This window comes from Nonomuraea sp. NPDC050383, from assembly GCF_044459125.1.
Lineage (GTDB): Bacteria > Actinomycetota > Actinomycetes > Streptosporangiales > Streptosporangiaceae > Nonomuraea.
The window spans coordinates 479,520-501,042 of sequence record NZ_JBITIP010000005.1 but is presented as its reverse complement, the minus strand read 5'-3'; the positions used below and the strand labels follow the sequence as shown (position 1 = coordinate 501,042).

The window sequence follows — 21,523 nt, the reverse complement described above, 5'->3', positions numbered from 1 at the left end:
CATGGCGAAGGCCGGCGGGAAGCTGCGGCGCAAGCCGTACGAGAAGGAGCTCTTCCGGTTGCAGGGAGAGCTCGTCAAGCTGCAGGAATGGGTGCGGGCCGAGGGCCGGCGGGTCGTCGTGGTGTTCGAGGGACGCGACGCCGCCGGCAAGGGCAGCACCATCAAGCGCGTCGCGGAGTACCTCAACCCCCGCATGACTCGCATCGTCGCCCTGCCCGCCCCCACCGAGCGGGAGCGGACGCAGTGGTACTTCCAGCGCTACGTCGAGCATCTGCCCGCAGCCGGGCAGATCGTGCTGTTCGACCGGAGCTGGTACAACCGGGCCGGCGTCGAGCGCGTCATGGGCTTCTGCACGCAGGAGGAGTACACCCGCTTCCTGCACCAGTGCCCCATCTTCGAGCGGCTGCTGGTGGAGGACGGGATCCTGCTGCGCAAGTACTGGTTCTCCGTGAGCGACGCCGAGCAGGAACGGCGCTTCCGCGACCGGCTGGACGACCCGATGCGGCGCTGGAAGCTGTCGGAGATGGACCTTCAGTCGATCATCAGGTGGGAGGAGTACTCGCGGGCCAAGGACGAGATGCTCGTCCACACCCACATCCCCGAAGCGCCCTGGCACGACGTGGAGAGCGAGGACAAGCGGCGGGCCCGGATCAACATGATCTCCCACCTGCTGTCCTCGATCCCGTACCGGGAGGTGGCCAGGCCACGGCTGCGCATCCCGCCCCGGCCGCCGGGGACGGGGTACCGCCGCATGGCCCGCATGGACATCGCCGTACCCGACGCGGCTGCCGGGCTGCCGGTGAAGGGCGCTTCCCGTTGACGGAAGCGCTGCGGATCCCCGGCGACGGCGTCACCCTGGACGCGGACCTCACCGCGCCCACCGCTCCGGAACGGCCCGGGGGGCTGGTGCTGTTCGCGCACGGGAGCGGCAGCAGCCGCCACAGCCCGCGCAACCGTCACGTCGCCGAGCGGCTCCAGGCGGCCGGCCTGGCCACCCTGCTCGCCGACCTGCTCACCCCCGAGGAGGAGCGGCTGGACACGGTGACGCGGGAGCTGCGGTTCGACATCGGCCTGCTGGCCCGCCGGCTGGGGGCGCTGGTCGCCTGGGCGCGGACGGACGCCCGTACCGAGGGGCTGCCCATCGGCCTCTTCGGCGCCAGCACGGGCGCGGCGGCGGCCCTCATGACCGCCGCGGCGCTGCCGGACGGCGTGCGCGTGGTGGTCTCGCGCGGCGGCCGCCCGGACCTCGCCGGCGACTTCCTCTGGAACGTCGAGCAGCCCACCCTCCTGATCGTCGGCGGCGCCGACCCGGCCGTCCTCGACCTCAACCGCCGGGCACTGGCGCGGCTGGCTGGCGAGGCCCGGCTGGAGGTCGTACCCGGGGCGACGCACCTGTTCGAGGAGCCGGGAGCCCTGGACGCGGTCGCCCGCCTGGCCGCGACCTGGTTCACCACCCACCTGGACCCTCACGTGTAGGGCAGAGCGGTGGCGAAGAGGACCACCACGACCGACCCGGCCAGCGCCCCCAGAGCCATCACCCGGGCGAGCACCGCCCGCCCCGCCCCCGTCGCCCACCCGTGCAACCCCGCCGCCACCATGACCAGGCAGAACACCAGCAGCTTCGCCGCGAGAACCCGCCCGTACCCCGGCTCGGCCAGCGACGCCCACGTGACCCCCTTGTGCATGGCGATGGCCACCCCCGTGGCGATCTGCACCGGCAGGAACACCGCCACCGTGAACACCCCGAACCGCTGCCCCACGGCCTTCAGCAGCCCGCCACGCCGTTCCTCGTCCAGCAGCCGCCGCGCCAGCGGCAACACCACCAGCGACACGGTCAGCTGGCCGCCCACCCACAGCGCCGCCGACAGCACATGCAGGAACCGGACCACCGCCCACCAGGTCACCCGGCACCTCCACCCTCAGCCATGATCACCTCCACCGCCCGCCGGGCGTCCGTGACCACATGGTCGGGCGCGGCCAGCCGGGCCGGCCACGCGCCGGCTCCCCGATCGATCCACACGGTCCGCAGCCCCGCGTCCCGCCCACCTTCGACGTCCTTCACCGGATCGTCCCCCACGATCCAGCCTCCACCACCCGCGGCATACCGGCCCGATACCCGCCCCACAACTCCTCGACGGACTCCCGCAACGAGAACCGCTCCCGCACCCGCCGGAAGAAGACCTCCCTCGGCACCGCCCCGTCCTCGTCCAGCCGCATCATCCACTCGAACGCCCCCTCACCCAGGTCCCGCTCGGCCACGAACTCCCGCGCCCACCTCCGGAAGGCGTCCAGCCGGTCGACCAGGGTGTTGTCGAGGTCGAACAGCACCAGTCTCCGCATGATCATCAACCTACGCGTACGGGCCCATGGTGGAACGGACACGAGCGACGGGGCCGCCTGCGTACAGAACCGCGGCCGGCGTCACTCCTGTGCGGGCCAGAACTTGGGCGGTGACACGGCTGGGTCGATGAGGCTCAGACGATGTGCCGCCGTCGGATCCACGCCACGTAAGCTGATCAGCCGTTGGCCCTTCGCGGCTTCGAGTAGGGCAAGCGCACTCGGCAGCCCAGCGGACACCGTCGCGATCGCGACGCCCATGCCGACAAGGCCGGGATGCCTGTGGGGATACTCGATCCGGTGCATGCCCGAAGCAGCGATGGCCGCCACCTCGCGCGGACGCTGCATCTGGCGACCATCGTTGGTGAGGATCACATCGAACCCCTTGGCCGCCGCTCGGGGGTAGAGGCTCTCGTCCCGAGTTCCGGACCAGCCGGCGAGCTCGAGCAGATGCACGATCTCGTGATTCACGATGAAGGCGGTCAACACCTGCTGGAGGGGTTTGGGGACATTCTCATCCAGCAGCAGCCTCACGCCGCTCCCCAGAGGACTCATAGCTGTCGACATAATCCGCGAAGTCGCCCGCGTCGAGCGCCGCCGCGGCTGTCACGTTGGGGTAGTACTCGGAAATGCGCTCCGCCGGAATCCCGTCCCGCAACAGCGCCGCGACCTCGTCGTACGGCACTCTTGTGCCTTCGATCACCGGCATCCCGCCCCTGACGGCCGGATCAACAGTGACATGCTCCCGGGGTCGCAGGAGGTCCGGAATGTGCCGGCCATCACGGTAGAAGGGCTGCAGCACGTCCACCAACTCGTGGATCACCACATTCGCCTTACGGCGTACCAGGTCCGTGGCTTGGCCGTACTCGACCAGATAGATCGTCGAGTCATCGGCGACCAGCCGATAGGCCGACAGATGGGCGCGTTGGCCAAGATCGGCGCGCAAGGTGTCCAGGGCCCGGCGTATTTTCTGCAGCGAAGCGTCGTTGCGAAGTTTCACGCAGGTACGCAATGCCACCACATCGCGAAACGAGTAGAGGATCGGCCGGACTTCGGAAATCTCGGGAATGAGGACGGCTCCCAGGCTTGAGCTGGGTTTTCGCCAGTGCGCGAGTTGGCGGAGCGTGGCGCCTGACAGGCCGGCGGCGAGCTTGGGGCTGTAGGACACCGGCCTCACCTCCTTCTTGGCGCTGCACCGGCGAGATCATCATTGCAAATTACTCGCGAGTTCGCACGCGGCGGCCGCTATGTCCTCGTTCAGCGCGATCCTCTGCGGTATCCGGCAAGTCGCATTCCGTATTGCTTCACTATGTCCAGAAGTTGAATGCTGTTGTAGGGATGCATTCATCGGCCTTTGCTCTACAAGCCAGATATGCCGACAAACGGGACAGCCTAGAAATCCGTACTCTTCGCTTCGGCAAACGCGCCGAGCTCCGGGCCGAAGGAGGTGACGAGCGGGCCCCACCGTCGCGCGGGGGAGCCCGACGTCGCGCCGCTGTCTCAGTTGCCGCCTGTCCTGTTCGGAGTGACGTTGATCTGGCCGCTGTCGGAGACGATGATCTGGATGCGTCCGTCCTTGACGGCCTGCCACATGACCGCGCCCTGCGCGCCGAGCACGTCCTTGAGCGCCTTGATGGCCTCCAGCTCCGTGCGCGCCTTCTCGTTCTTCGCCTTCTGCGCGGTGTTCTCCTCCTTCGCCTGCTGTACGGCCGCCATCGCCTCGCGGACCTTCAGCGGCGGCTGCGGCTGCTGAAGCGTGACCGAGAACTTGTCGAAGAAGGCCGTCCCGCCCTGCTCGCGCAGGAACTGCGCCATGTACTCGGCGACCTTCGCCTCCCACTGCTGCTTGGCCTGGGGGTTGAGATAGGTGAGGTCACGCCAGGCGAACTCCTTGCTGGCGGCGTCCAGCGCCCGGTCGAGCGGCTGGCCGATGTAGACGCTGAGCAGCTTGTTCCAGCCGGCGTCGGTGTCGGCCTTGTACTTCAGCCCGATCTGCTCGTGGAACTGCCGCAGGGTCTTGCAGTCGCTGGTGAGCGAGAACGTCACCACGCCGGACACCCGCATCTCCAGCGGGTCCTTGGTCCACATCGTGAGCGGACCCGCCTCGGCCGCCGGTTTGGTCCTGACCCCTGAGGGATCGTTCGGGTCGGCGGCGAACTCGAAGGTGCGCTGGCCGGCCGGGTAGACATATCCCTTGTCCCCCCAGCCGGACACGTCGCGCACTCCGGGCTCGACGCAGTTCTGGAACGTGGTGTCGGAGAACATGCCGGCGTCGTAGACGATGCCCTTCTGGTCGGGCTCCGGGATGGTCACCGAGCAGCCGGCCACCAGCATGGCGGCGGCTAACGAAGCGACAGCGGTCTTGCGGTTCATGAACCCTCCTTGCTTGCCCGGCGATCACGCTAGTCCTCGGCGCGTCCTCGGGCGCGTCGGCGGCCTTCCCCGGGGCCGGGCTAGCCTGGCAAGGTGAGCATCGCCGCTGGTAGCTACACGTTGGGGCCCGAATCCGGCCGGCTCCTGGTCCATACGACGCGTACGGGGATCGGCGCGAAGGCCGGCCATGATCTCACCATCGAAGTCACCCGCTGGCGGGGCGAAGCCACCGTCGCTCCCTCCCGGTCCTCGGTCACGGTCGAGATCGACGCCGAGTCGCTGGAGGTCCGGAAGGGAACCGGCGGCGTCAAGCCGCTGACGGGTTCCGATCGCCAGGAGATCGAGAAGATCGTCCGGGAGAAGATCCTGCACACCGCCCGGCACCCGACGATCACGTTCCGGTCGACACGGGTCGACGGGACCGCGGAGTCGTTCCGCGTCGAGGGTGAGCTCTCCATCGTCGGTGTCACCCGGCCCGTCGCGGTGCGGGGCTCGGTGGCCGAGGGACGCGCGCACGGCTCGGCGGTCATCGCGCAGTCCCGGTGGGGGATCCGGCCCTACTCGGCGCTCTTCGGCACGCTCAAGCTCAGCGACGAGGTCGAGGTGCGGTTCGACGTCAGCCTCGGGACGAACCGGTAGCCTCCGGCGAGTTCGCCCTGCTCAAGGACTTCCGTAAAGGATCTGGCGGATTTCTCGATTGTTTCTGCCGGAAGGTTGACGTAAAAAAGGGACGAAGCTTACGTTTCCAGCGTGTCTACGACGCCCAACGGAGTGCACGCGCTCGTCCGCCGATCCCATGAGGAGCGAGTGCTGCGCGTGCTGCGCCAGAACGGCGCGCAGAGCCGCAACGAGATCGCGGCGCGGGTCGGCCTGTCCCGCACCACGGTCTCCGAGATCACCGGCGACCTCCTCGGCCGCGGCGTGATCCGGGTCGTCGACACCGACGCCGTCGAGCGTGTGGGCAGCGGCCGGCCCGCCGAGCGGCTCGCGCTGGACCCGGCCTCCGGGCAGTACATGGGCGTCGACTTCGGCCACCGCCGCGTCAACGTCCTGGTGGCGGACGCGGCCCACGACATCATCGCGTCGGGGACGTCACGGTACGAGGAGTCGGCGCAGTGGCCCGAGCGGCTCAGCGCCGGGCTGGCCCTGATCGACCGGCTCAGCACCGACACCGGCGTCCACTACGGCGCGCTCCAGGCCATCGGGGTCGGCGTGCCCGGCTGGGGCGACCGCTCGGGCGCCGACGGTGTGGCGGAGGTGTTCGCCGAGCGCTTCCACGCCGCGGTGATCGTCGACAACAACGTACGGTTCGCCGGGCTGGCCGAGGCGTTGCACGCCCAGTCCGACTCTGTGCGCGACCTCATCTACCTGCGGCTGTCCGACGGCGTCGGCGGCGGGCTGGTGGTCGGCGGCCAGCTCGCGCGCGGCTCCAAGGGGTACGCGGGCGAGCTCGGCCATGTGACCGCCGTTCCGGGCGGCGCCCAGTGCCGGTGCGGCAAGCGCGGCTGCGTCGAGACCGTGGCTTCGGTCCCGGCGATCCTCGGGCGGTGCCGGGAGCTGGGCGTGCCCATGGACTCGCTCGACGACCTCAAGGCGGCCGTGGAGATCGCGCATCCGGTCGTCGACGAGGTGCTCCGCGAGGCCGGCACGGCGGTCGGCCGGATGCTCGGCACCGCCGCCATGACGCTCAACCCGAGCGAGATCGTGCTCGGCGGCGACATCGTCGAGATCGCCCCCGCCCTGATCCGGCAGGTCGCGTCCACGGTCACCTACGAGTTGTCGTGGCTGGCCGACGCGGCGCCGGTGATCCGCCCGGCCCTGCTCTCGGACGAGAGCGGGGCGCTCGGGGCCATCGCCGCCCTGTTCCATGAATCCCCCCTGCTCGCCGGATACGAAGCGAACGTCACGACGGACGGAGGCCGACAGTGGCCGTGATCAATGCGGAGGCCACCAGGGCCGCGAACGCCCGGCCGCGCAAGAGCCGGACCTTCCTGGTCCTCAACATCGTCTCGGTGGTGGCCGGGGTGGCGATCTGGTGGGGGCTGTCCCTGGCGGGACTGCAGTTCCCGTCTCCGGTCGAGGTCGTCTCGGCCGGCTGGACGATGATCCAGGACGGCACCCTGATCACCGACATCGGCGCCTCGCTCGGGCGCGTGCTGGCCGGGTTCGCCCTCGGCTCGGTGGCCGCGGTCCTGGTCGGCTTCGTCATGGGGTGGTACACGGTCGCCCGTGGCCTGTTCGAGCCGTGGATCCAGTTCTTCCGGACCATCCCGCCGCTGGCGATGCTGCCCCTGGTGCTCGTCCTGATGGGCATCGGGGAGAGCCCGAAGATCTTCGTCATCTTCCTGGCGGCGTTCCTGGCCTGCGTCATCTCGACGTACCAAGGCGTGGTGAGCGTGGACAGAACGCTCATCAACGCCGGCCGGGTGCTCGGCGCGAAGGACGGGACGATCTTCGCGCGGGTCGTGGTGCCGGCCTCGACCCCGTTCATCCTCGTGGGCATGCGGGTCGGGCTCGGCTCGGCCTGGGGGACGCTGGTGGCCGCCGAGCTGCTGGCCGCGCAGGCGGGGCTCGGGCACCGGATGCAGAGCGCGCAGCTCTACTACGACCTGCCGACCATCTTCGTCGGCATCATCACGATCGGGATCCTCGGCCTGATCATGGACCGGCTGCTCATGCTCGCCGGCAACAGACTGACGGCCTGGCAGGAGAACCGATGAGCACTCCCAAGATCTCCGTACGCGACGTCGAGAAGATCTTCCCCGTCGGGAACGAGGACTTCGTCGCCCTGGGCGGCGTCTCGCTCGACATCGCCGACAACGAGTTCGTGACCATCGTCGGCCCGTCCGGCTGCGGCAAGAGCACGCTGCTCAACATCCTCGCCGGGCTGGACCAGCCCACCGGCGGCACCGCGCTGGTGGACGGCAAGCAGGTCACCGGCCCGGGCCCGGAGCGCGGGGTCATCTTCCAGCAGTACGCCCTGTTCCCGTGGCTGACCGTCCGCGAGAACGTCGAGTTCGGCATGCGTACCGCGAAGGTCCCCGGCGACGAGCGGCGGCGGCGGGCCGAGCACTTCATCCGTCTGGTCGGCCTGGAGCAGTTCGCCGACGCGCTGCCCAAGACGCTCTCGGGAGGCATGAAGCAGCGTTGCGCGATCGCCCGCGCGTACGCGGTGAACCCGTCGATCCTGCTCATGGACGAGCCCTTCGGCGCGCTGGACGCGCTGACCCGGGTGCGGCTCCAGGAGCAACTCCTGGAGACCTGGAGCAAGGACCGGCGCACGGTCATGTTCATCACCCACGACGTCGACGAGGCGGTGTTCCTCGCCAACCGGGTGGTCGTCATGGGCGCGCGCCCCGGCCGGATCGTCGAGGTCATCGACGTCGACCTCCCCTACCCACGCGACGAGGACATGAGGCTGAGCCCCGAGTTCGGGGCGCTGCGCAACCGCGTCTGGCATTCCGTGTACCACCAGCGGCAGATCAAGGAGTCCGCGCAATGAGAAAGACCTTCATGGCCGCCGCGGCCGTCGTCGTGGCGCTGTCGGCGGCCGCCTGCTCGTCGGACGGCTCCGGCGGCGCGGACGGCGACGCCACCCAGGTGAACTTCGGCTACATCGCCGACTTCAACGGCGCGAGCCTGCTGGCCGTCGCCGACGCCCAGGGCCTGTGGAAGAAGCACGGGGTCGACGTCAAGACCAGCGTCTTCACCAACGGCCCGCTGCAGATCCAGGCGCTGGGCACCGGCGACCTCGACTTCGGCTACATCGGCCCGGGCGCCATGTGGCTGCCCGCCACCGGCAAGGCCAAGGTCGTCGCGATGAACACGCTCGGCAACGCCGACCGCGTCATCGCGCAGGCCGGTACGACGACCATGGCCGGCCTGAAGGGCAAGACCGTGGGCGTGCCCGAGGGAACCTCCGGCGACATGATCCTCACGCTCGCCCTGCGCAAGGCCGGGCTGACCAAGAACGACGTCAAGATCGTCCCCATGGACGCGTCCACGATCGTGTCGGCGTTCACCTCCAAGCAGATCGACGCGGCCGGCTTCTGGTACCCGGCCATCGGCACCATCAAGAAGGCGGTCCCGGACCTGGTCGAGCTGGCCAAGAACGAGGACTTCGCCGACACGGTGTCGTTCCCGACCGCGTTCGTCGCCGGCAACGACGTCGTCGCGAAGGACCGGGCCAAGGCGGAGAAGGTCGTCGCCGTGCTCCGTGACGCCATCCAGTACCGCAGCGATCACCTCGACGAGACGATCGCCGCCACCGCCAAGATGCTCAAGCAGCCGCCGGAGCAGGTGAAGGCCGACGCGGCCAACTCCAAGGTGCTGTCGCTGTCCGAGCTGGACGGCTACACCAAGGACGGAACCATCGACAAGTGGCTGAACGGGATGAACGACTACTTCACCGGCGCCGGCAAGCTGACCGGGGCCGTCGACCCGAAGACGTACTACACCGGCGATCTGTTCACGGGCGCCGCCAAGTGAACATCCTCTTCCTGATGACCGACCAGCACCGGGCCGACACGCTGGGCGCGTACGGGAACCGGCTGGCCGCCACCCCGGTGCTCGACGAGCTGGCCCGGACCGGCACCCGCTTCGACCGTTGGTACACCCCCACGGCGATCTGCACGCCGGCGCGGGCGAGCCTGCTCACCGGGCAGGCGCCGTTCCGGCACAAGCTGCTCGCCAACCACGAGCGCAACGTCGGCTACATGGAGGACCTGCCCGACGACCAGTGGAGCTTCTCCGGGGCGCTGCGGGACGCCGGCTACAACTGCGGGCTCATCGGCAAGTGGCACGTCGGGCACCACCGGCGGGCGGCCGACTTCGGGTTCGACGGGCCTGACCTGCCGGGCTGGCACAACCCCGTCGACCATCCCGACTACCTGGACTACCTGGCGGCCAACGGCCTGCCGCCGTACGAGATCCACGACCACATCCGCGGGACGCTGCCGAACGGCGGGCCGGGCAACCTCCTCGCCGCGCGGCTGCGCCAGCCGGTCGAGGCGACGTTCGAGCACTACCTGGCGACGCGGGCGATCGAGATGCTCGAACGGTACGCGGCCGAGCCGGAGCCGTTCTTCCTGCAGCTCAACTTCTTCGGCCCGCATCTGCCGTACATCGTGCCGGACGAGTACTTCGACATGTTCGACCCCGAACTGGTCGAGCTGCCCAAGTCGATCGCGGAGACCTTCGCCGGCAAGCCGCCGGTGCAGGCCAACTACAGCGCGCACTGGACGTTCGACACCATGCCGCTGGAGGAGACGCGCAAGCTCATCGCCGTCTACTGGGGATACGTCGCGCTCATCGACGCCCAGATCGGGCGGGTCATGGACGCCATGCGGCGCCTCGGGCTGGTCGACGACACGGCCGTGTTCTTCACCTGCGACCACGGCGAGTTCACCGGCGCCCACCGCCTGCACGACAAAGGCCCGGCGATGTACGAGGACATCTACCGCACGCCCGGCATCCTGCGCGTTCCCGGCCAGCAGCCCGGAGTCGTCCGCACGGAGTTCGTCAGCCTGCTCGACTGCACGGCCACCATCCTCGAACTGGCCGGGATCGACCCCGCTCCCGCCGTCGACTCGCGCAGCCTCATGCCGCTCGCGTCCGCCGACGAGGTGGCGTGGGAGCAGGACATCGTCTGCGAGTTCCACGGCCACCACTTCCCGTACCCGCAGCGGATGATCCGGACCGACCGCTACAAGCTGGTCGTCAACCCGGACTCGACGAACGAGCTGTACGACCTGTTCACCGACCCGGACGAGCTGCTCAACGTCTACGGCCATCCGGAGATGGAGGCGGTGCGCGGGCGGTTGATGCGGCGGCTGTACCAGGTGCTGCGCGACCGGGGCGACAACTTCTACCACTGGATGACGTCGATGTACGACGTCGGCGACGTCTCCTACGACCCGACCCTGAGCGGGCTCGACGAGGCGACCTATCGGTGACCCCATGAGACGTCCCAACATCGTCATGATCCTCACCGACGACCACGCCTCGCACGCCGTCAGCGCGTACGGGTCGGTGGTCAACCAGACGCCGCGGATCGACGAGATCGCGGCGCTCGGCGCCCGGTTCGACAACTGCTTCGCGACGAACGCGCTCTGCTCGCCGAGCCGGGCCAGCATCCTGACCGGCACGTACTCGCACGTCAACGGGGTCTCGACGCTGGTCACGCCCATCGACGCCGCGCAGCCGACGTTCGTGAGCCGGCTCAAGGCCGCCGGCTACCGCACCGCCATCGTGGGCAAGTGGCACATGGGGGACGGCCCCGGTCATGACCCGCAGGGGTTCGACTACTGGGACGTGCTGATCGAGCAGGGGGAGTACTTCGACCCCTCGTTCCTGTCCGAGGACGGGCTGCGCACCGTGCCTGGTTACGCCACCGACCTCATCACCGAGATGGCGCTGTCCTGGGCGGACGGCCTCGACGGCGAGGACCCGTGGTGCCTGCTGATCTACCACAAGGCGCCGCACCGGCCGTGGGAGCCCGACGAGAAGCACGCCGGGAGGTACACCGACCCCATCCCGGTGCCCGCGACGTTCACCGACGACTACGCGACCCGCTCCTCCTCGGCCCGGCGCGCGGCGATGCGGATCGCCGAGCACCTGAACGCCGACGACCTCAAGCAGGAGCCGCCCGAAGGGCTGTCCTACGAGGAGACGGCGCTGTGGAAGTACCAGAGGTACATGGAGGACTACCTCGCCGTCGTCGCGTCGGTCGACGACAACGTGGGCCGGGTCGTCGACTGGCTCCGCGAGCGCGGGGACTTCGACGACACGCTCCTGATGTACTGCTCCGACCAGGGCTTCTTCCTGGGCGACCACGGCTGGTTCGACAAGCGCTTCATGTACGAGGAATCGCTGCGGATGCCCCTCGTCCTGAGCTACCCGCGGCGGATCCCCGCCGGCCAGGTGCACACCGGGATCGTCACCAACGTGGACTTCGCGCAGACCGTCCTGGACGCGGCGGGGGTGCCGCACCACCCACGCATGCAGGGCCGCAGCTTCCTGGCCGACCTGACCGGCGAGCCGGGTCCGCCGCCCGCGGAAGGGATGTACTACCGCTACTGGGAGCACGACGACGTCTTCCACAAGGCGCCGGCCCACTACGGCTACCGGACGGCCCGCTACAAGATCATCTATTTCTACAACGACGGCATGGGGCTCCCCGGCACGGGCTCGTTCACCTACAGCGGCGAATGGGAGCTGTACGACCTGGAGACGGACCCGGACGAGCTGCGCAACGTCTACCACGACCCGGCGTACCGCGCGGTCCGCGAGGAGATGAAGGTCCGCATGCACCGCGCCCAGGCCGCCCTCGGCGACGAGCCGCATCCCGGCCAGCCGGTGCCCGAGGGGGTCTGAGGTGTCCTGCTGCACGCCCGCGACGCCGGGACCGCCGAGGGGGCCCGCCGTGCGTTTCGCGGCGGAGGGCCGGCACGGGATCGAGCAGGTCCACCTGACCGGCGGCGCGTACCTGATGGGCGACGCCACCGGCGACGGCAATCCGGGCGACGGCGAGTCGCCCGTGCACCGGGTGGCGCTGTCGCCGTTCTCGATCGACGCCACCGCCGTGACCACGGCCGACTTCGCGGCCTTCGCCGACGCGACCGGCTACCGGACCGAGGCGGAGGAGTACGGCTTCTCCGCCGTCTTCCACCTGGCCCTGCGCGCCCGCCCCGAGGACGTGATGGGCCCCGTTCCCGGCACCCCCTGGTGGGTGGGCGTGCGCGGCGCCGACTGGCGGCGCCCCGGCGGACCCCTGTCGTCGGCGGAGCCCGACCATCCCGTGGTCCACGTGAGCTGGAACGACGCGGTCGCGTACTGCTCGTGGGCCGACCGGCGCCTGCCCACCGAGGCCGAATGGGAGTACGCCAGCAGGGGCGGCCTCGACGGCGCCCGCTACCCCTGGGGCGACGACCTGCCCGAGGACGAGTGGCGGGTGAACATCTGGCAGGGCGTCTTCCCCACCGACAACACCACGGCCGACGGCTACCTGACCACCGCCCCGGTCCGCACGTACGCTCCCAACGCGTACGGACTCTGGCAGACGGTGGGCAACGTCTGGGAGTGGTGCTCGGACTGGTACGCGCCCGACTACTACGCCTACGCACCGCCCGACGACCCCCGCGGGCCGCTTCGCGGCACGGCCCGGGTGCTGCGCGGGGGCTCGTTCCTGTGCCATGACTCCTACTGCAACCGTTACCGCAACTCGGCGCGTTCGGCGAACACCCCTGATTCGTCGATGGCCAACGCCGGATTCCGCACCGTGGCGCGCTGAGAATCGTTCTCCTTATTTGTCGTCCATTCAATGTCGAAATAAGTCTCACTAACGTGTTCCCCCAGGCACCTGCACGACACAGGAGGACGAAGACCAATGAACAACGTCGACCGGCGGTCATTGTTGGCCGGTGCCGCCGGCTTTCTGGCAGCGGCGGCACTGCCCGCCACCGCCGCGCGGGCGTCGGTGGCCTCGGCGCGGCGGTACCCGCCGAACTGGCCCGCCCTCGCCCCCTACGGCCTCGCCGACACCCGGCCGGACCTGTGGCCACGGGAGGACAACTCCTTCATCCTCCCGCTCGAACTGCGCCCCCGCGACAAGGAACGCGGCCAGGTCTGGATGCGGGACACCTACGTCAACTGCTTCGTCGTCGACGGGCGTCCGATGTACGTCGCCACGGGCACCACCCGGGTACCCGGGCTCGAAGCGGCCGCCCCGTGGAACGACGGCATCTTCGTGTGGATCTCCCCGTCCCTGCGCGGGCCGTGGAGACTCGTCGACACCACCGGCATCCGGCCCGACGCCGAGAGAGGCAAGGTGTGGTCACCCGAGTTCGCCGGCGAGAACCGCCCCGGGCGCACGGTCGTCGCTCCCTGGCAGGAGTACTGGTACGACTCCCAGTTCGGCAAGCGCGGCCAGGCGTGGGCTCCGGAGGTGCACCACTTCCGCGGCAAGTGGTACATCGTCGCGTGCATGGGCGACCACTCCCGCAAGGTCGGCTCGTTCATGCTCGTGAGCGAGGGCGGGATCGAGGGCCCGTACCGGCTGGTCGAGGGCAACCACGAAAAGCCCTTCGGTGATTCTTTCATCGGGGGACCCAAGTTCATCGAGCCCGGCGCCTACCACCACATTGACGGCGGCCTTTACACCGAGGGCGACGACGCGTGGCTCGTGCTGCACAACAATTTCTACGCGAAATTCCGGGACGACATGGAGGACATCGTCCCGACGACGAACCTCCCGCAGTTCCGGCAGACGCCCTACTCGCCCGAGCCGTATCTCGAAGGCGCGTACGTGATCAAGCACGGCGGCAAGTATTACCTCCTCCACGCCGCGTGGAACCGGACGTCGACCGATCCCGACGGCAGCACGCGCTACGCCTACGACCCGGCCGGCCCCGGTCGCACGCAGTACCAGTACGACGCGATCGTCGCCGTCTCGGACCATTTCGAGGGACCGTATTCCCAGCGGTGGACCGCGGGCGTCGGCGCCGGCCACAACAACGTCTTCGTTGATCACAGCGGCCGGCTGTGGGCGACGTTCTTCCGCAACCCCAACTTCGGCTATTGGGCCGACCCGGCACGCGTCGCCGACGCCGCCGTGGCCGGCGTCGTGCGGATGGAATGGACCGGCCCCGAGGGCGAGCGGCTGTACGTCCAGCGCCGAAACCGGAGTCACGGAGCTTGACTTAACAGCCCGGACAAAATAGATCATGTAGGGCCAGCCCGGCATCCCCCCTACGGCCTGGAGCCCGCAGTGCCGCACATGTCCCGTCGCCAGGTCCTCTCCCTGCTCCCCGCCGCCGGCCTGCTCCCCGCCACCGGGCTGCTGGCCATGGCCGCCCCCGCGCGCGCCGCGGCGGGGATCGATCACGCCCGGCTCCTCACCAACACCGTGGCGATGCTCGCCGGAACCCCCGACGTCAACGCCCGCCCTGAGGTCGCCGCCAAGCTCGCCTCGATCCTCGCCACCGCGAGGCAGAGGCTGGCCGCCATGGACAAGGCCGCCGCCGGCGAGCTGTTCTCCGGCCTGAAGCTCGGCACCGACGACGCCAACCTGCGGCTGGCCTACCAGTACCTGTACGAGATCGCTCTCGCCACGCGCACGCCCGGCGGCGGCCTCGCCGATGACGCCGCCACGCAGCGGCGGGTCGCCGACGGCCTGGTGTGGCTGCACGAGCGCTACTACGGCGACCAGTCGAAGGGCTACTACGGCAACTGGCACAACTGGGAGATCGGCATCCCCACCCACGTGAGCAGGACCCTGGCCCTGCTCCCCGAACGGGTCCGGGAGGAACGCCCCGGCCTGACCGCGACCTACCTCGCCTCGATGGACGCCTACCTGCGCAACGGCAAGAACGGCGACGTCGACCTCGACTCCCGCTTCCACACCGGGGCGAACCTGGCCGACATCACCGCGAACCGCATCCTGCAGGGCGCGCTCACCGGCGACGACGCCCGCGTCGGCAAGGCCATCGCCGACCAGGCCACCGTCTTCGCCACCATCGACCCGTACAACCTCCAGCACGGCGTCACCGACGGCTACTACCGTGACGGCTCCTTCATCCAGCACGACTCGGTCGCCTACACCGGCTCCTACGGGCGCATCCTGCTGACCCGCGTCGTACAGACCCTCAAGATGCTGGAGGGCGTGACGAGCGGCGGCACCCCGGCGGACCTGCCCGGCGTGGTCTACCGCTGGATCGCCGACGGCTTCGCCCCGCTGATCTTCGAGGGCTGGCTGATGGAGATCGTCAAGGGCAGGGCGGTCTCCCGCACCGCCACCGGCTACGCCGACGTCGGGGTGATCGTGGAGGCCGTCACCGACCTCGCCGACCACGTCGAGGACCCGCTTCCCCTGAAGAAGTACGTCAAGTTCCTCCCGGCCGCCGACACGACCGCCTTCGTCTCCCCGATCAGCATCGCCCGCTACGCCGCCATCCGCGCCGACGCCGCCGTCCCGGCCGCCGACCTGAACCCGCCCCAGCGCTGCGTCGCCTTCAACGCCATGGACCGGACCGTCCACCGCCGCCCCGGCTACGCCTTCGCCCTGGCCCGCAACTCCGACCGGATCAGCAAGTACGAGTACATGAACGGCGAGAACCTCATGCCCTGGTTCCAGGGCGAGGGCGCCTTCCACCTCTACCTCTCGGGCGAGGACCAGAGCCAGGTCTTCGGCGTCGACTACTACACGACCGTCTCGCCGTACCGGCTGGCCGGCATCACCGCGCCGGTGGAGGAGCGGCGCACGATCCCCGAGCTGTACGGCGGCCGGTTCTGGTACGAGAACCCCGGGCACCCGCTGAACTTCACCTCCTCCTCGGAGTCCCAGAACACCTACGTGTACTTCCCGCGCGCCGAGAACACGTTCTCCGGCGGCGCGACGCTCGGCGCGTACGGGGTGGCCGGCATGGTCCAGTCCGACGACGTGGCCTACACCGCCAAGCAGGCGGGCATCCTGCCCGACGACTTCGTCGCCTACCAGAACGCCCGCGCCACCAAGTCCTGGTTCATGCTCGACGACGAGATCGTGGTGCTGGCCGCGGGCGTCTCCGGCCAGGGCGGCCGCGACGCGGTGACCACGGTGGACAGCCGCATCGCCGCCCCCGGCGACGCGGTCGCGGTGAGCGGGGAGGGCTGGGACGGCGGGGCCTGGCAGACGGGCGACACCAGACCACCGCGCTGGCTCCGCTACGCCAACCCCACCCGCCGCACCGCGATCGGCTACGCCTTCCTGACCCGGCAGCCTGTGACGGCCGGCCTGGAGACGGTGACCCGCAGCCGCAGAGCCGTCCGCACGTCCAACCCCGACACGGCGGTGACCAAGAACGTCTTCACCGCGTCCGTCACCCACCCGGCGGCCGGCGGGCTTTCCGCCTTCGCCTACGCCCTGGTCCCGAACGCGACGGAAGCCGCTCTGCGCCGCTACACGCGCGGCCCGCTGACCGTCCTGGCCAACACCCGGGACGTACAGGCGATCAAGCACGAGACTCTCGGGATCATCGCCGCCAACGTCTTCACCGACGGCCCCCGCCACGCCGGCCGCCTCCTCATCGACGGCCCGGCCTCGGTCATGGTCCGGTCCGGGCGGCGCACGGTCGTCGCCTTGTCGGACCCGACGATGAAACGCGACCGCGTCTCTGTGGTTGTGCAGGGCGCGCCTCTTCGTGTGGAGGCGGCGGACGAGGGGGTGACGGTACGGCGCGTACCAGGCGGCACCCTGATCCAGGCCACCACCCACCACGCCCACGGCCGCACCTTCACCGCGACACTCCGCTGAGCCCGAGCCTAGGGCTCAGCGGGTTCACCCGAGTCGGTGCTGCTGCAGTCAGCTCAGCCGGCGGTGGCCTTGGCGTAATGGAACACCTCGGGCGGGAGCGCGTGGTCCAGGCGCCAAACGAAGCGGATGGGCCGCTCATCCTCGTGGCTTACGTAGCGCATCGGACCCGCGTAGGTGTAGGGCGGAGCGCCGAGCCCTTCGTCGCGTTTGGACTGTCTGATGAGGAGGTGGACTGTCGACTCACCCGTAAGGTAACGGCGGGCAGTGGCAGTCGAGGAGCGCAAGGTGCTCTGCGACTCCCACTGGAACAACCTCTCGCTGATCGCCCGGTCGTGGTAGAGCGTGGTGGGGGAGTAGTGGTCCTCGGACTTGTCGATGGTGACGAAGAACAGGTCCGCCTGGTGCTCCTGCACGTACTTGACCCCCTCCCTCATATGAGCGGGCTTGTCGACGCCGAAGGCGGCCAGCACCTCGTTCTTGCTGTAGCGGGCGTGGACATGCAAGGGCACCACAGGGTCCAGCGGCGACGCCACATGACGCAGCTCCGAGCGAAGCACGTCCGCCAGCTCTCCGAGTTCCGCGGCCCGAGCACCGCTGAGGCGGGCGAGCCGAGCCTCCATCCCGGACACGGGCTCGGTGCCGCCCCACAACATCGTGTCCAGCATGGCCAGCAGGCGCAGCTCGCGGGGGGACCGCGGAGCCTTTCCCGCCAGCACCTCAGTCAGGAACGCGAGCCGCTCGACGTCGTCGATATGCAGCATCCGGCCGAAGGCTCGTCCGAGCCCTGCATCAGGAGGCGTAACCGACAAACCCGCGGCGTGCCGGAGAGAGGCCCATCCCAGGCGGCTGCGGCGGTACAGATCCTCCACCTCCAGCCCCGTCTCCTGCAGGAAGGTGGCCAGACCGACGTCCCCCAACTCGCGTAGTTCGCGCGCCAGATCCCGCCAATTCAGGCTGAGCGCCTGCCGGACGTTGTCGAGAACGAGCCGGCGTACGTCCCGATCAAGGTCGATGACGCAGCCGGCGGGCAACGTGGGAAACCCCTGCTCAATCTCCCTCGCGATTCCGGTACGGCTGGCGCCGGTGAGCGCCCGGTAGCGCCGGTCGAAGCGAAACTGCTTGTGCTGGTGGCCGACGAAGTCGAGCACGGTCAGGCACGGCTTGTCGTCGGCCAGTCGCAGGCCGCGGCCAAGTTGCTGCAGGAAGACGGTGGCGCTGTCGGTAGGACGCAAGAAGAGCACGGTGTCGATCTCCGGCACGTCGACGCCCTCGTTGAAGAGGTCGACGGTGAACACCGCATTGATCCGGCGATCCCGCAGGTCGCGTAATGCCTGGTCGCGTTCGTCGCGCGAGCTGTGCGCGGTGACGGCCACGGAGGGAAGGCCGGCTCGGGTGAAGCGGTCAGCCATGAACCGGGCGTGCTCGATGCTCACGCAAAAGCCGAGAGCTCGCATCCGTCCGACATCGCCGATCTTGCGCTGCAAGGTTTCCAGGACCATGGCGGCGCGGCGGTCGTTGCCGGTGTAGACGTTCGAGAGTTGGCCGAGGTCGTAGCCCTGACCCCGGCGCCAGCCGATCTGGCGCAGGTCGGTGCCGTCGTGGACGCCGAAATACTGGAACGGGGCCAGCAGACCGCGCTCCAGCGCCTCCCACAGGCGCAGCTCGGCGGCGATCCGGCCGTCGAACCAGTGCTTGATGTCCTGGCCGTCGGCGCGTTCCGGCGTCGCCGTCAGGCCGAGCAGTACCTTGGGCTGCACTCTCGACAGCAGTTGCCGGTACGTCGCGGCCTCGGCATGGTGGAATTCGTCCACGATCACCATGTCGAACCGCTCTGGCTCCGGCAGCGGGTTGTGGTGCAGCGTCTGGATCGAGGCGAAGACGTGCCGCCACTTCTCAGGCCGGGCACCGTCCACGTACAGTTCGCCGAACGTCTCGTCCCGCAGCACCTGCCGGAACGTGAGCAGACTCTGCCGCAGAATCTCCTTGCGGTGGGCGACGAACAGCACCGACTCCGCTTGCCCGGCCGCGCGCAGCCGCCGGTAGTCGAGCCCGGCAATGACGGTCTTGCCGGTACCGGTCGCCGCGACGACCAGGTTGCGCCACCGGTCGTGGATCTGCCGTTCGGCGGCGAGTTCGTCGAGAATTTCGCGCTGGTAGGAGTACGGGCGCACGTCCACATGCGCGAAGTCGAGCACGAGCGCCCGGCCCCCGGAACGCTCGGCGGACAGGGCGCGGTCCAGCCGCTCGGCGTCCTGCGCCGGGTCGTAGGGCTCGAACGACGGATCACCCCAGTAGTCGTCGAACGTGGCGGCAAACGTGTCGATGAGATGAGGCTGCTCGGCCTGCGCGAGTCGTACATTCCACTCCAGCCCGTGGCTGAGGGCGGTCTGCGACAGGTTGGAGGATCCCACGTAAGCGGTGGACAGACCGTTGCCGCGATGGAACAGCCACGCCTTCGCATGCAGCCTGGTCATCCGGGTGTCGTAGGAGACGCGGATTTCGGCGCCCATAGCCGCCAGTCGGTCCAGAGCCAGGCGGTCGGTGGCGCCGATATAGGTGGTGGTCACCACCCTCAGCCGGCCGCCGCGCGCTAGGAAATCTTCGATCGCCTCTGCCAGTACGCGCACGCCGTTCCACTTCACGAACGCGCACAGCAGATCCACCCGATCGGCCGAGCCCAGCTCCCGCTTGAGCTCATGGCCGATCTCCGGCTGCCCGCGCCCGTTGACCAGCAACGCGCTCCCAGTGAGGGGAATGACCGGCCGTGCCGGGAATCGCACCTGCCCGGCCGCGTCCCGGCTCCTGGCGATGCCCAGCAACTCCTCGGCGGCCTCCACCAGCTCGTCAGGCGCGGCAGCCTCGGGCACCAGGTCGCCGATGAGGCTCGCGATCCGATTGACGATCTCCACCTGCCGGGCCAGCCGCGCCGTATCATTCTCGCCTCGTACGGAGCGCAGCGCCCGGCGGGTGAGCGCGCCCAGATGCCGGGCCAACGTCTCGTGGGAGTCGGCAAGGTCCAACGACCGCCGGTCAATCAACTCGTGATCGGACACCGCACGCAGCAGGCCATCAAGCTCACGAGTGATCAGGTGCTGGTAAACGCCCGGCTGAAGATCGCTCACCTGGCGACTATAGGGCGCGGCCGGCCACCGCGAAATACCGTGTGCCGGGGCCGGATAATCGCCTTACACTGGCCGATCGTGAACTGGGTCGAGCGGGTCGCCGAGATGCGACGCTGGACCAGAGGTGGCGAGCGCGCGCCGCACAAGCCGCTCCTCCTGCTGTACGTTCTGGGCCGTTTCCAGCAGCACGGCAATCGGCCCATTCCCTTCAGCGCCGCCGAGACGGAGCTGAAGAAACTGCTGAAGGAGTACGGCCCACCGCGCGAGACCAGCCCCGGCTACCCGTTCCACCACCTGACGAACGACGGCCTGTGGCTGATCGACACCCGCCACGGCCCGGGCAGCCCGGGCCCGGAGCTGGGCCGCCTCCGCGACAGCCAGGCCGCCGGCCGCCTCCATCCCGACCTGGCCCGCGCGCTGTCGGAGGAGCCGAGCCTGCTGGGGCGGATCGCCCGCTACCTCCTGGACGCCAACTTCGCCCCGTCCCTGCACGCGGACCTGTGCCTGCTGGCAGGCCTGGACCTGGAGACGCTCGAAACCGCCGGAGAGCTCAAGAAAGCCGTACGCCGTGATCCGGGCTTTCGCGATCGGGTGCTCATGGCGTACGAGTACTGCTGCGCGTTCTGTTCCTACGACGGCTGGCTGGACGGCGCGGTGGTGGGCCTGGACGCGGCGCATGTGCGCTGGTGGGCGTTCGACGGGCCCGACGATGTGGCGAACGGGCTGTGCCTGTGCGCGATCCACCACAAGCTGTTCGACAAGGGCGTGCTCGGACTGACCGGGGAGCACACCATCGCTGTCTCAGCCAAGTTCGTCGGCCGCTCGCAGTCTTCCCTGGACATGGTGCTCTCCCTGGCAGGCCGGCCCGCCCGAAAGCCTCAGCCCGGCCTGGACACAGTCGAACAGGAACACATCAGCTGGCACAGCCGTCAGGTCTTCCGCCCACCCGCCCGCGGCTGAGGTCATCGGCTGTCCGGTCTTCTGAGGCTTGCAGCCCAGCGCAGTGCATGACCGCGCTGTGACCACCGATACCTGGCGGCCCAGGCGCAGCTCGGCGTGCTCCGCCGGTGCCGCGGGTTGCGACCTCGACCGGGCTGTCTACGCCGGCCATCACCGCGATGGCTTCGAACGCCTTTGGGAAGCGCCGCCTCCCGGACCAACTCGATCACTCGGAGAGAGACCCTCAGCTCTTCAGTAACGAGCTGAGTCACCCATCTCTTGGCTGCTGTCGGATCCCGGGCTTGGAACCGATGTCCGCGGCGAGGGGACACAGCGTTCCTGCTCAAGAAGGGCAGTGACTGCACAGCCAGCTCATAGTCCTCAAACTGCGCAAATTACCGTACAATCGGCTGCAGCTCTCAAGATCATCTAGAAACCACCTCCCCGCCTTATGGGGCTTCGG

Annotated in this window: 20 protein-coding genes; 13 read left to right on the top strand and 7 right to left on the bottom strand. The window is 69.2% G+C overall.

Going from position 1 to position 21,523, the window contains the following annotated elements:
* Position 1 precedes the first annotated feature (1 nt).
* Positions 2-820, top strand: coding sequence for a polyphosphate kinase 2 (ppk2, locus tag ACIBG4_RS16460; protein ID WP_355435897.1), 819 nt, complete (start codon positions 2-4; stop codon positions 818-820).
* Entirely contained in the window at positions 817-1,476 is a 660-nt protein-coding gene (locus ACIBG4_RS16455) for a dienelactone hydrolase family protein (protein ID WP_397202467.1), read from the top strand. The genes ppk2 and ACIBG4_RS16455 overlap by 4 nt, the downstream gene beginning before the upstream one ends.
* On the opposite strand, the gene ACIBG4_RS16450 is transcribed toward ACIBG4_RS16455, so the two are convergent.
* From ACIBG4_RS16450 to ACIBG4_RS16425, 6 genes are all read right to left on the bottom strand, one after another.
* Positions 1,467-1,904: a hypothetical protein gene (locus tag ACIBG4_RS16450; RefSeq protein ID WP_397202466.1), complete on the bottom strand. Its 438-nt coding sequence runs from the start codon at positions 1,902-1,904 to the stop codon at positions 1,467-1,469. The genes ACIBG4_RS16455 and ACIBG4_RS16450 overlap by 10 nt on opposite strands.
* Positions 1,901-2,062, bottom strand: coding sequence for a hypothetical protein (locus tag ACIBG4_RS16445; protein WP_397202465.1), 162 nt, complete (start codon positions 2,060-2,062; stop codon positions 1,901-1,903). The genes ACIBG4_RS16450 and ACIBG4_RS16445 overlap by 4 nt, the downstream gene beginning before the upstream one ends.
* Complete coding sequence (locus ACIBG4_RS16440) at positions 2,059-2,340, bottom strand: hypothetical protein (RefSeq protein ID WP_397202464.1); 282 nt, start codon at positions 2,338-2,340, stop codon at positions 2,059-2,061. Before ACIBG4_RS16440 ends, ACIBG4_RS16445 begins: the two co-directional genes overlap by 4 nt.
* 81 nt (positions 2,341-2,421) lie before the next feature.
* Entirely contained in the window at positions 2,422-2,871 is a 450-nt protein-coding gene (locus ACIBG4_RS16435; RefSeq protein WP_310715537.1) for a hypothetical protein, read from the bottom strand.
* Positions 2,852-3,505, bottom strand: coding sequence for a DUF433 domain-containing protein (locus ACIBG4_RS16430; RefSeq protein ID WP_310715535.1), 654 nt, complete (start codon positions 3,503-3,505; stop codon positions 2,852-2,854). The genes ACIBG4_RS16435 and ACIBG4_RS16430 overlap by 20 nt, the downstream gene beginning before the upstream one ends.
* A 332-nt stretch (positions 3,506-3,837) precedes the next feature.
* The gene (locus ACIBG4_RS16425) at positions 3,838-4,710 is read right to left on the bottom strand and encodes an SPFH domain-containing protein (protein WP_310715533.1); all 873 of its coding nucleotides are present in this window, start codon (positions 4,708-4,710) and stop codon (positions 3,838-3,840) included.
* Positions 4,711-4,803: 93 nt separating this feature from the next.
* Here ACIBG4_RS16425 and ACIBG4_RS16420 point away from each other — a divergent pair, with 93 nt between their 5' ends.
* The 10 genes from ACIBG4_RS16420 to ACIBG4_RS16375 all read left to right on the top strand — a co-directional run bounded on the left by ACIBG4_RS16420 (position 4,804) and on the right by ACIBG4_RS16375 (position 16,999).
* Positions 4,804-5,349 (top strand): YceI family protein, encoded by a 546-nt coding sequence (locus ACIBG4_RS16420; protein ID WP_397202463.1) that lies wholly within the window; start codon positions 4,804-4,806, stop codon positions 5,347-5,349.
* 111 nt (positions 5,350-5,460) lie between these two features.
* Positions 5,461-6,645 carry an ROK family transcriptional regulator gene (locus ACIBG4_RS16415; protein ID WP_310715530.1) on the top strand — a complete coding sequence of 395 codons (1,185 nt, stop codon included), beginning with the start codon at positions 5,461-5,463 and terminating at the stop codon, positions 6,643-6,645.
* A complete protein-coding gene (locus ACIBG4_RS16410) occupies positions 6,636-7,430 on the top strand; it encodes an ABC transporter permease (RefSeq protein ID WP_397202462.1) in 795 nt (264 codons plus the stop codon). Before ACIBG4_RS16415 ends, ACIBG4_RS16410 begins: the two co-directional genes overlap by 10 nt.
* A complete protein-coding gene (locus tag ACIBG4_RS16405) occupies positions 7,427-8,212 on the top strand; it encodes an ABC transporter ATP-binding protein (RefSeq protein ID WP_397202461.1) in 786 nt (261 codons plus the stop codon). The genes ACIBG4_RS16410 and ACIBG4_RS16405 overlap by 4 nt, the downstream gene beginning before the upstream one ends.
* Positions 8,209-9,198: an aliphatic sulfonate ABC transporter substrate-binding protein gene (locus ACIBG4_RS16400; RefSeq protein ID WP_397202460.1), complete on the top strand. Its 990-nt coding sequence runs from the start codon at positions 8,209-8,211 to the stop codon at positions 9,196-9,198. The genes ACIBG4_RS16405 and ACIBG4_RS16400 overlap by 4 nt, the downstream gene beginning before the upstream one ends.
* Positions 9,195-10,664, top strand: coding sequence for a sulfatase-like hydrolase/transferase (locus ACIBG4_RS16395; protein WP_310715524.1), 1,470 nt, complete (start codon positions 9,195-9,197; stop codon positions 10,662-10,664). The genes ACIBG4_RS16400 and ACIBG4_RS16395 overlap by 4 nt, the downstream gene beginning before the upstream one ends.
* A 4-nt stretch (positions 10,665-10,668) precedes the next feature.
* Complete coding sequence (locus ACIBG4_RS16390) at positions 10,669-12,084, top strand: sulfatase (RefSeq protein WP_397202459.1); 1,416 nt, start codon at positions 10,669-10,671, stop codon at positions 12,082-12,084.
* Between the two features lie 49 nt (positions 12,085-12,133).
* On the top strand, positions 12,134-13,000 hold the full coding sequence (locus ACIBG4_RS16385) for a formylglycine-generating enzyme family protein (RefSeq protein WP_397202458.1): 867 nt from the start codon (positions 12,134-12,136) through the stop codon (positions 12,998-13,000).
* Between the two features lie 96 nt (positions 13,001-13,096).
* Positions 13,097-14,407 carry a family 43 glycosylhydrolase gene (locus ACIBG4_RS16380; protein WP_397202457.1) on the top strand — a complete coding sequence of 437 codons (1,311 nt, stop codon included), beginning with the start codon at positions 13,097-13,099 and terminating at the stop codon, positions 14,405-14,407.
* Positions 14,408-14,485: 78 nt separating this feature from the next.
* Positions 14,486-16,999, top strand: a complete 2,514-nt coding sequence (locus ACIBG4_RS16375) for a polysaccharide lyase family 8 super-sandwich domain-containing protein (protein WP_397202456.1) — start codon at positions 14,486-14,488, stop codon at positions 16,997-16,999.
* A 53-nt stretch (positions 17,000-17,052) separates the two neighbouring features.
* Here ACIBG4_RS16375 and ACIBG4_RS16370 read toward each other — a convergent pair whose 3' ends face one another.
* A complete protein-coding gene (locus ACIBG4_RS16370; RefSeq protein ID WP_397202455.1) occupies positions 17,053-20,121 on the bottom strand; it encodes a DUF3427 domain-containing protein in 3,069 nt (1,022 codons plus the stop codon).
* Between the two features lie 78 nt (positions 20,122-20,199).
* On the opposite strand from ACIBG4_RS16370, the gene ACIBG4_RS16365 reads away from it, so the two are divergent.
* Entirely contained in the window at positions 20,200-21,081 is an 882-nt protein-coding gene (locus ACIBG4_RS16365; protein WP_397202454.1) for a phosphorothioated DNA-binding restriction endonuclease, read from the top strand.
* The last annotated feature ends 442 nt before the right edge of the window (positions 21,082-21,523 follow it).

Bases quoted from the DNA above. Each gene is read 5' to 3' on its own strand.
- ppk2 (WP_355435897.1), top strand. From the start codon at position 2: ATGGCGAAGGCCGGCGGGAAGCTGCGGCGCAAGCCGTACGAGAAGGAG.
- ACIBG4_RS16440 (WP_397202464.1), bottom strand. From the start codon at position 2,340: ATGCGGAGACTGGTGCTGTTCGACCTCGACAACACCCTGGTCGACCGG.
- ACIBG4_RS16425 (WP_310715533.1), bottom strand. From the start codon at position 4,710: ATGAACCGCAAGACCGCTGTCGCTTCGTTAGCCGCCGCCATGCTGGTG.
- ACIBG4_RS16405 (WP_397202461.1), top strand. From the start codon at position 7,427: ATGAGCACTCCCAAGATCTCCGTACGCGACGTCGAGAAGATCTTCCCC.
- ACIBG4_RS16400 (WP_397202460.1), top strand. From the start codon at position 8,209: ATGAGAAAGACCTTCATGGCCGCCGCGGCCGTCGTCGTGGCGCTGTCG.
- ACIBG4_RS16390 (WP_397202459.1), top strand. From the start codon at position 10,669: ATGAGACGTCCCAACATCGTCATGATCCTCACCGACGACCACGCCTCG.
- ACIBG4_RS16380 (WP_397202457.1), top strand. From the start codon at position 13,097: ATGAACAACGTCGACCGGCGGTCATTGTTGGCCGGTGCCGCCGGCTTT.
- ACIBG4_RS16375 (WP_397202456.1), top strand. From the start codon at position 14,486: ATGTCCCGTCGCCAGGTCCTCTCCCTGCTCCCCGCCGCCGGCCTGCTC.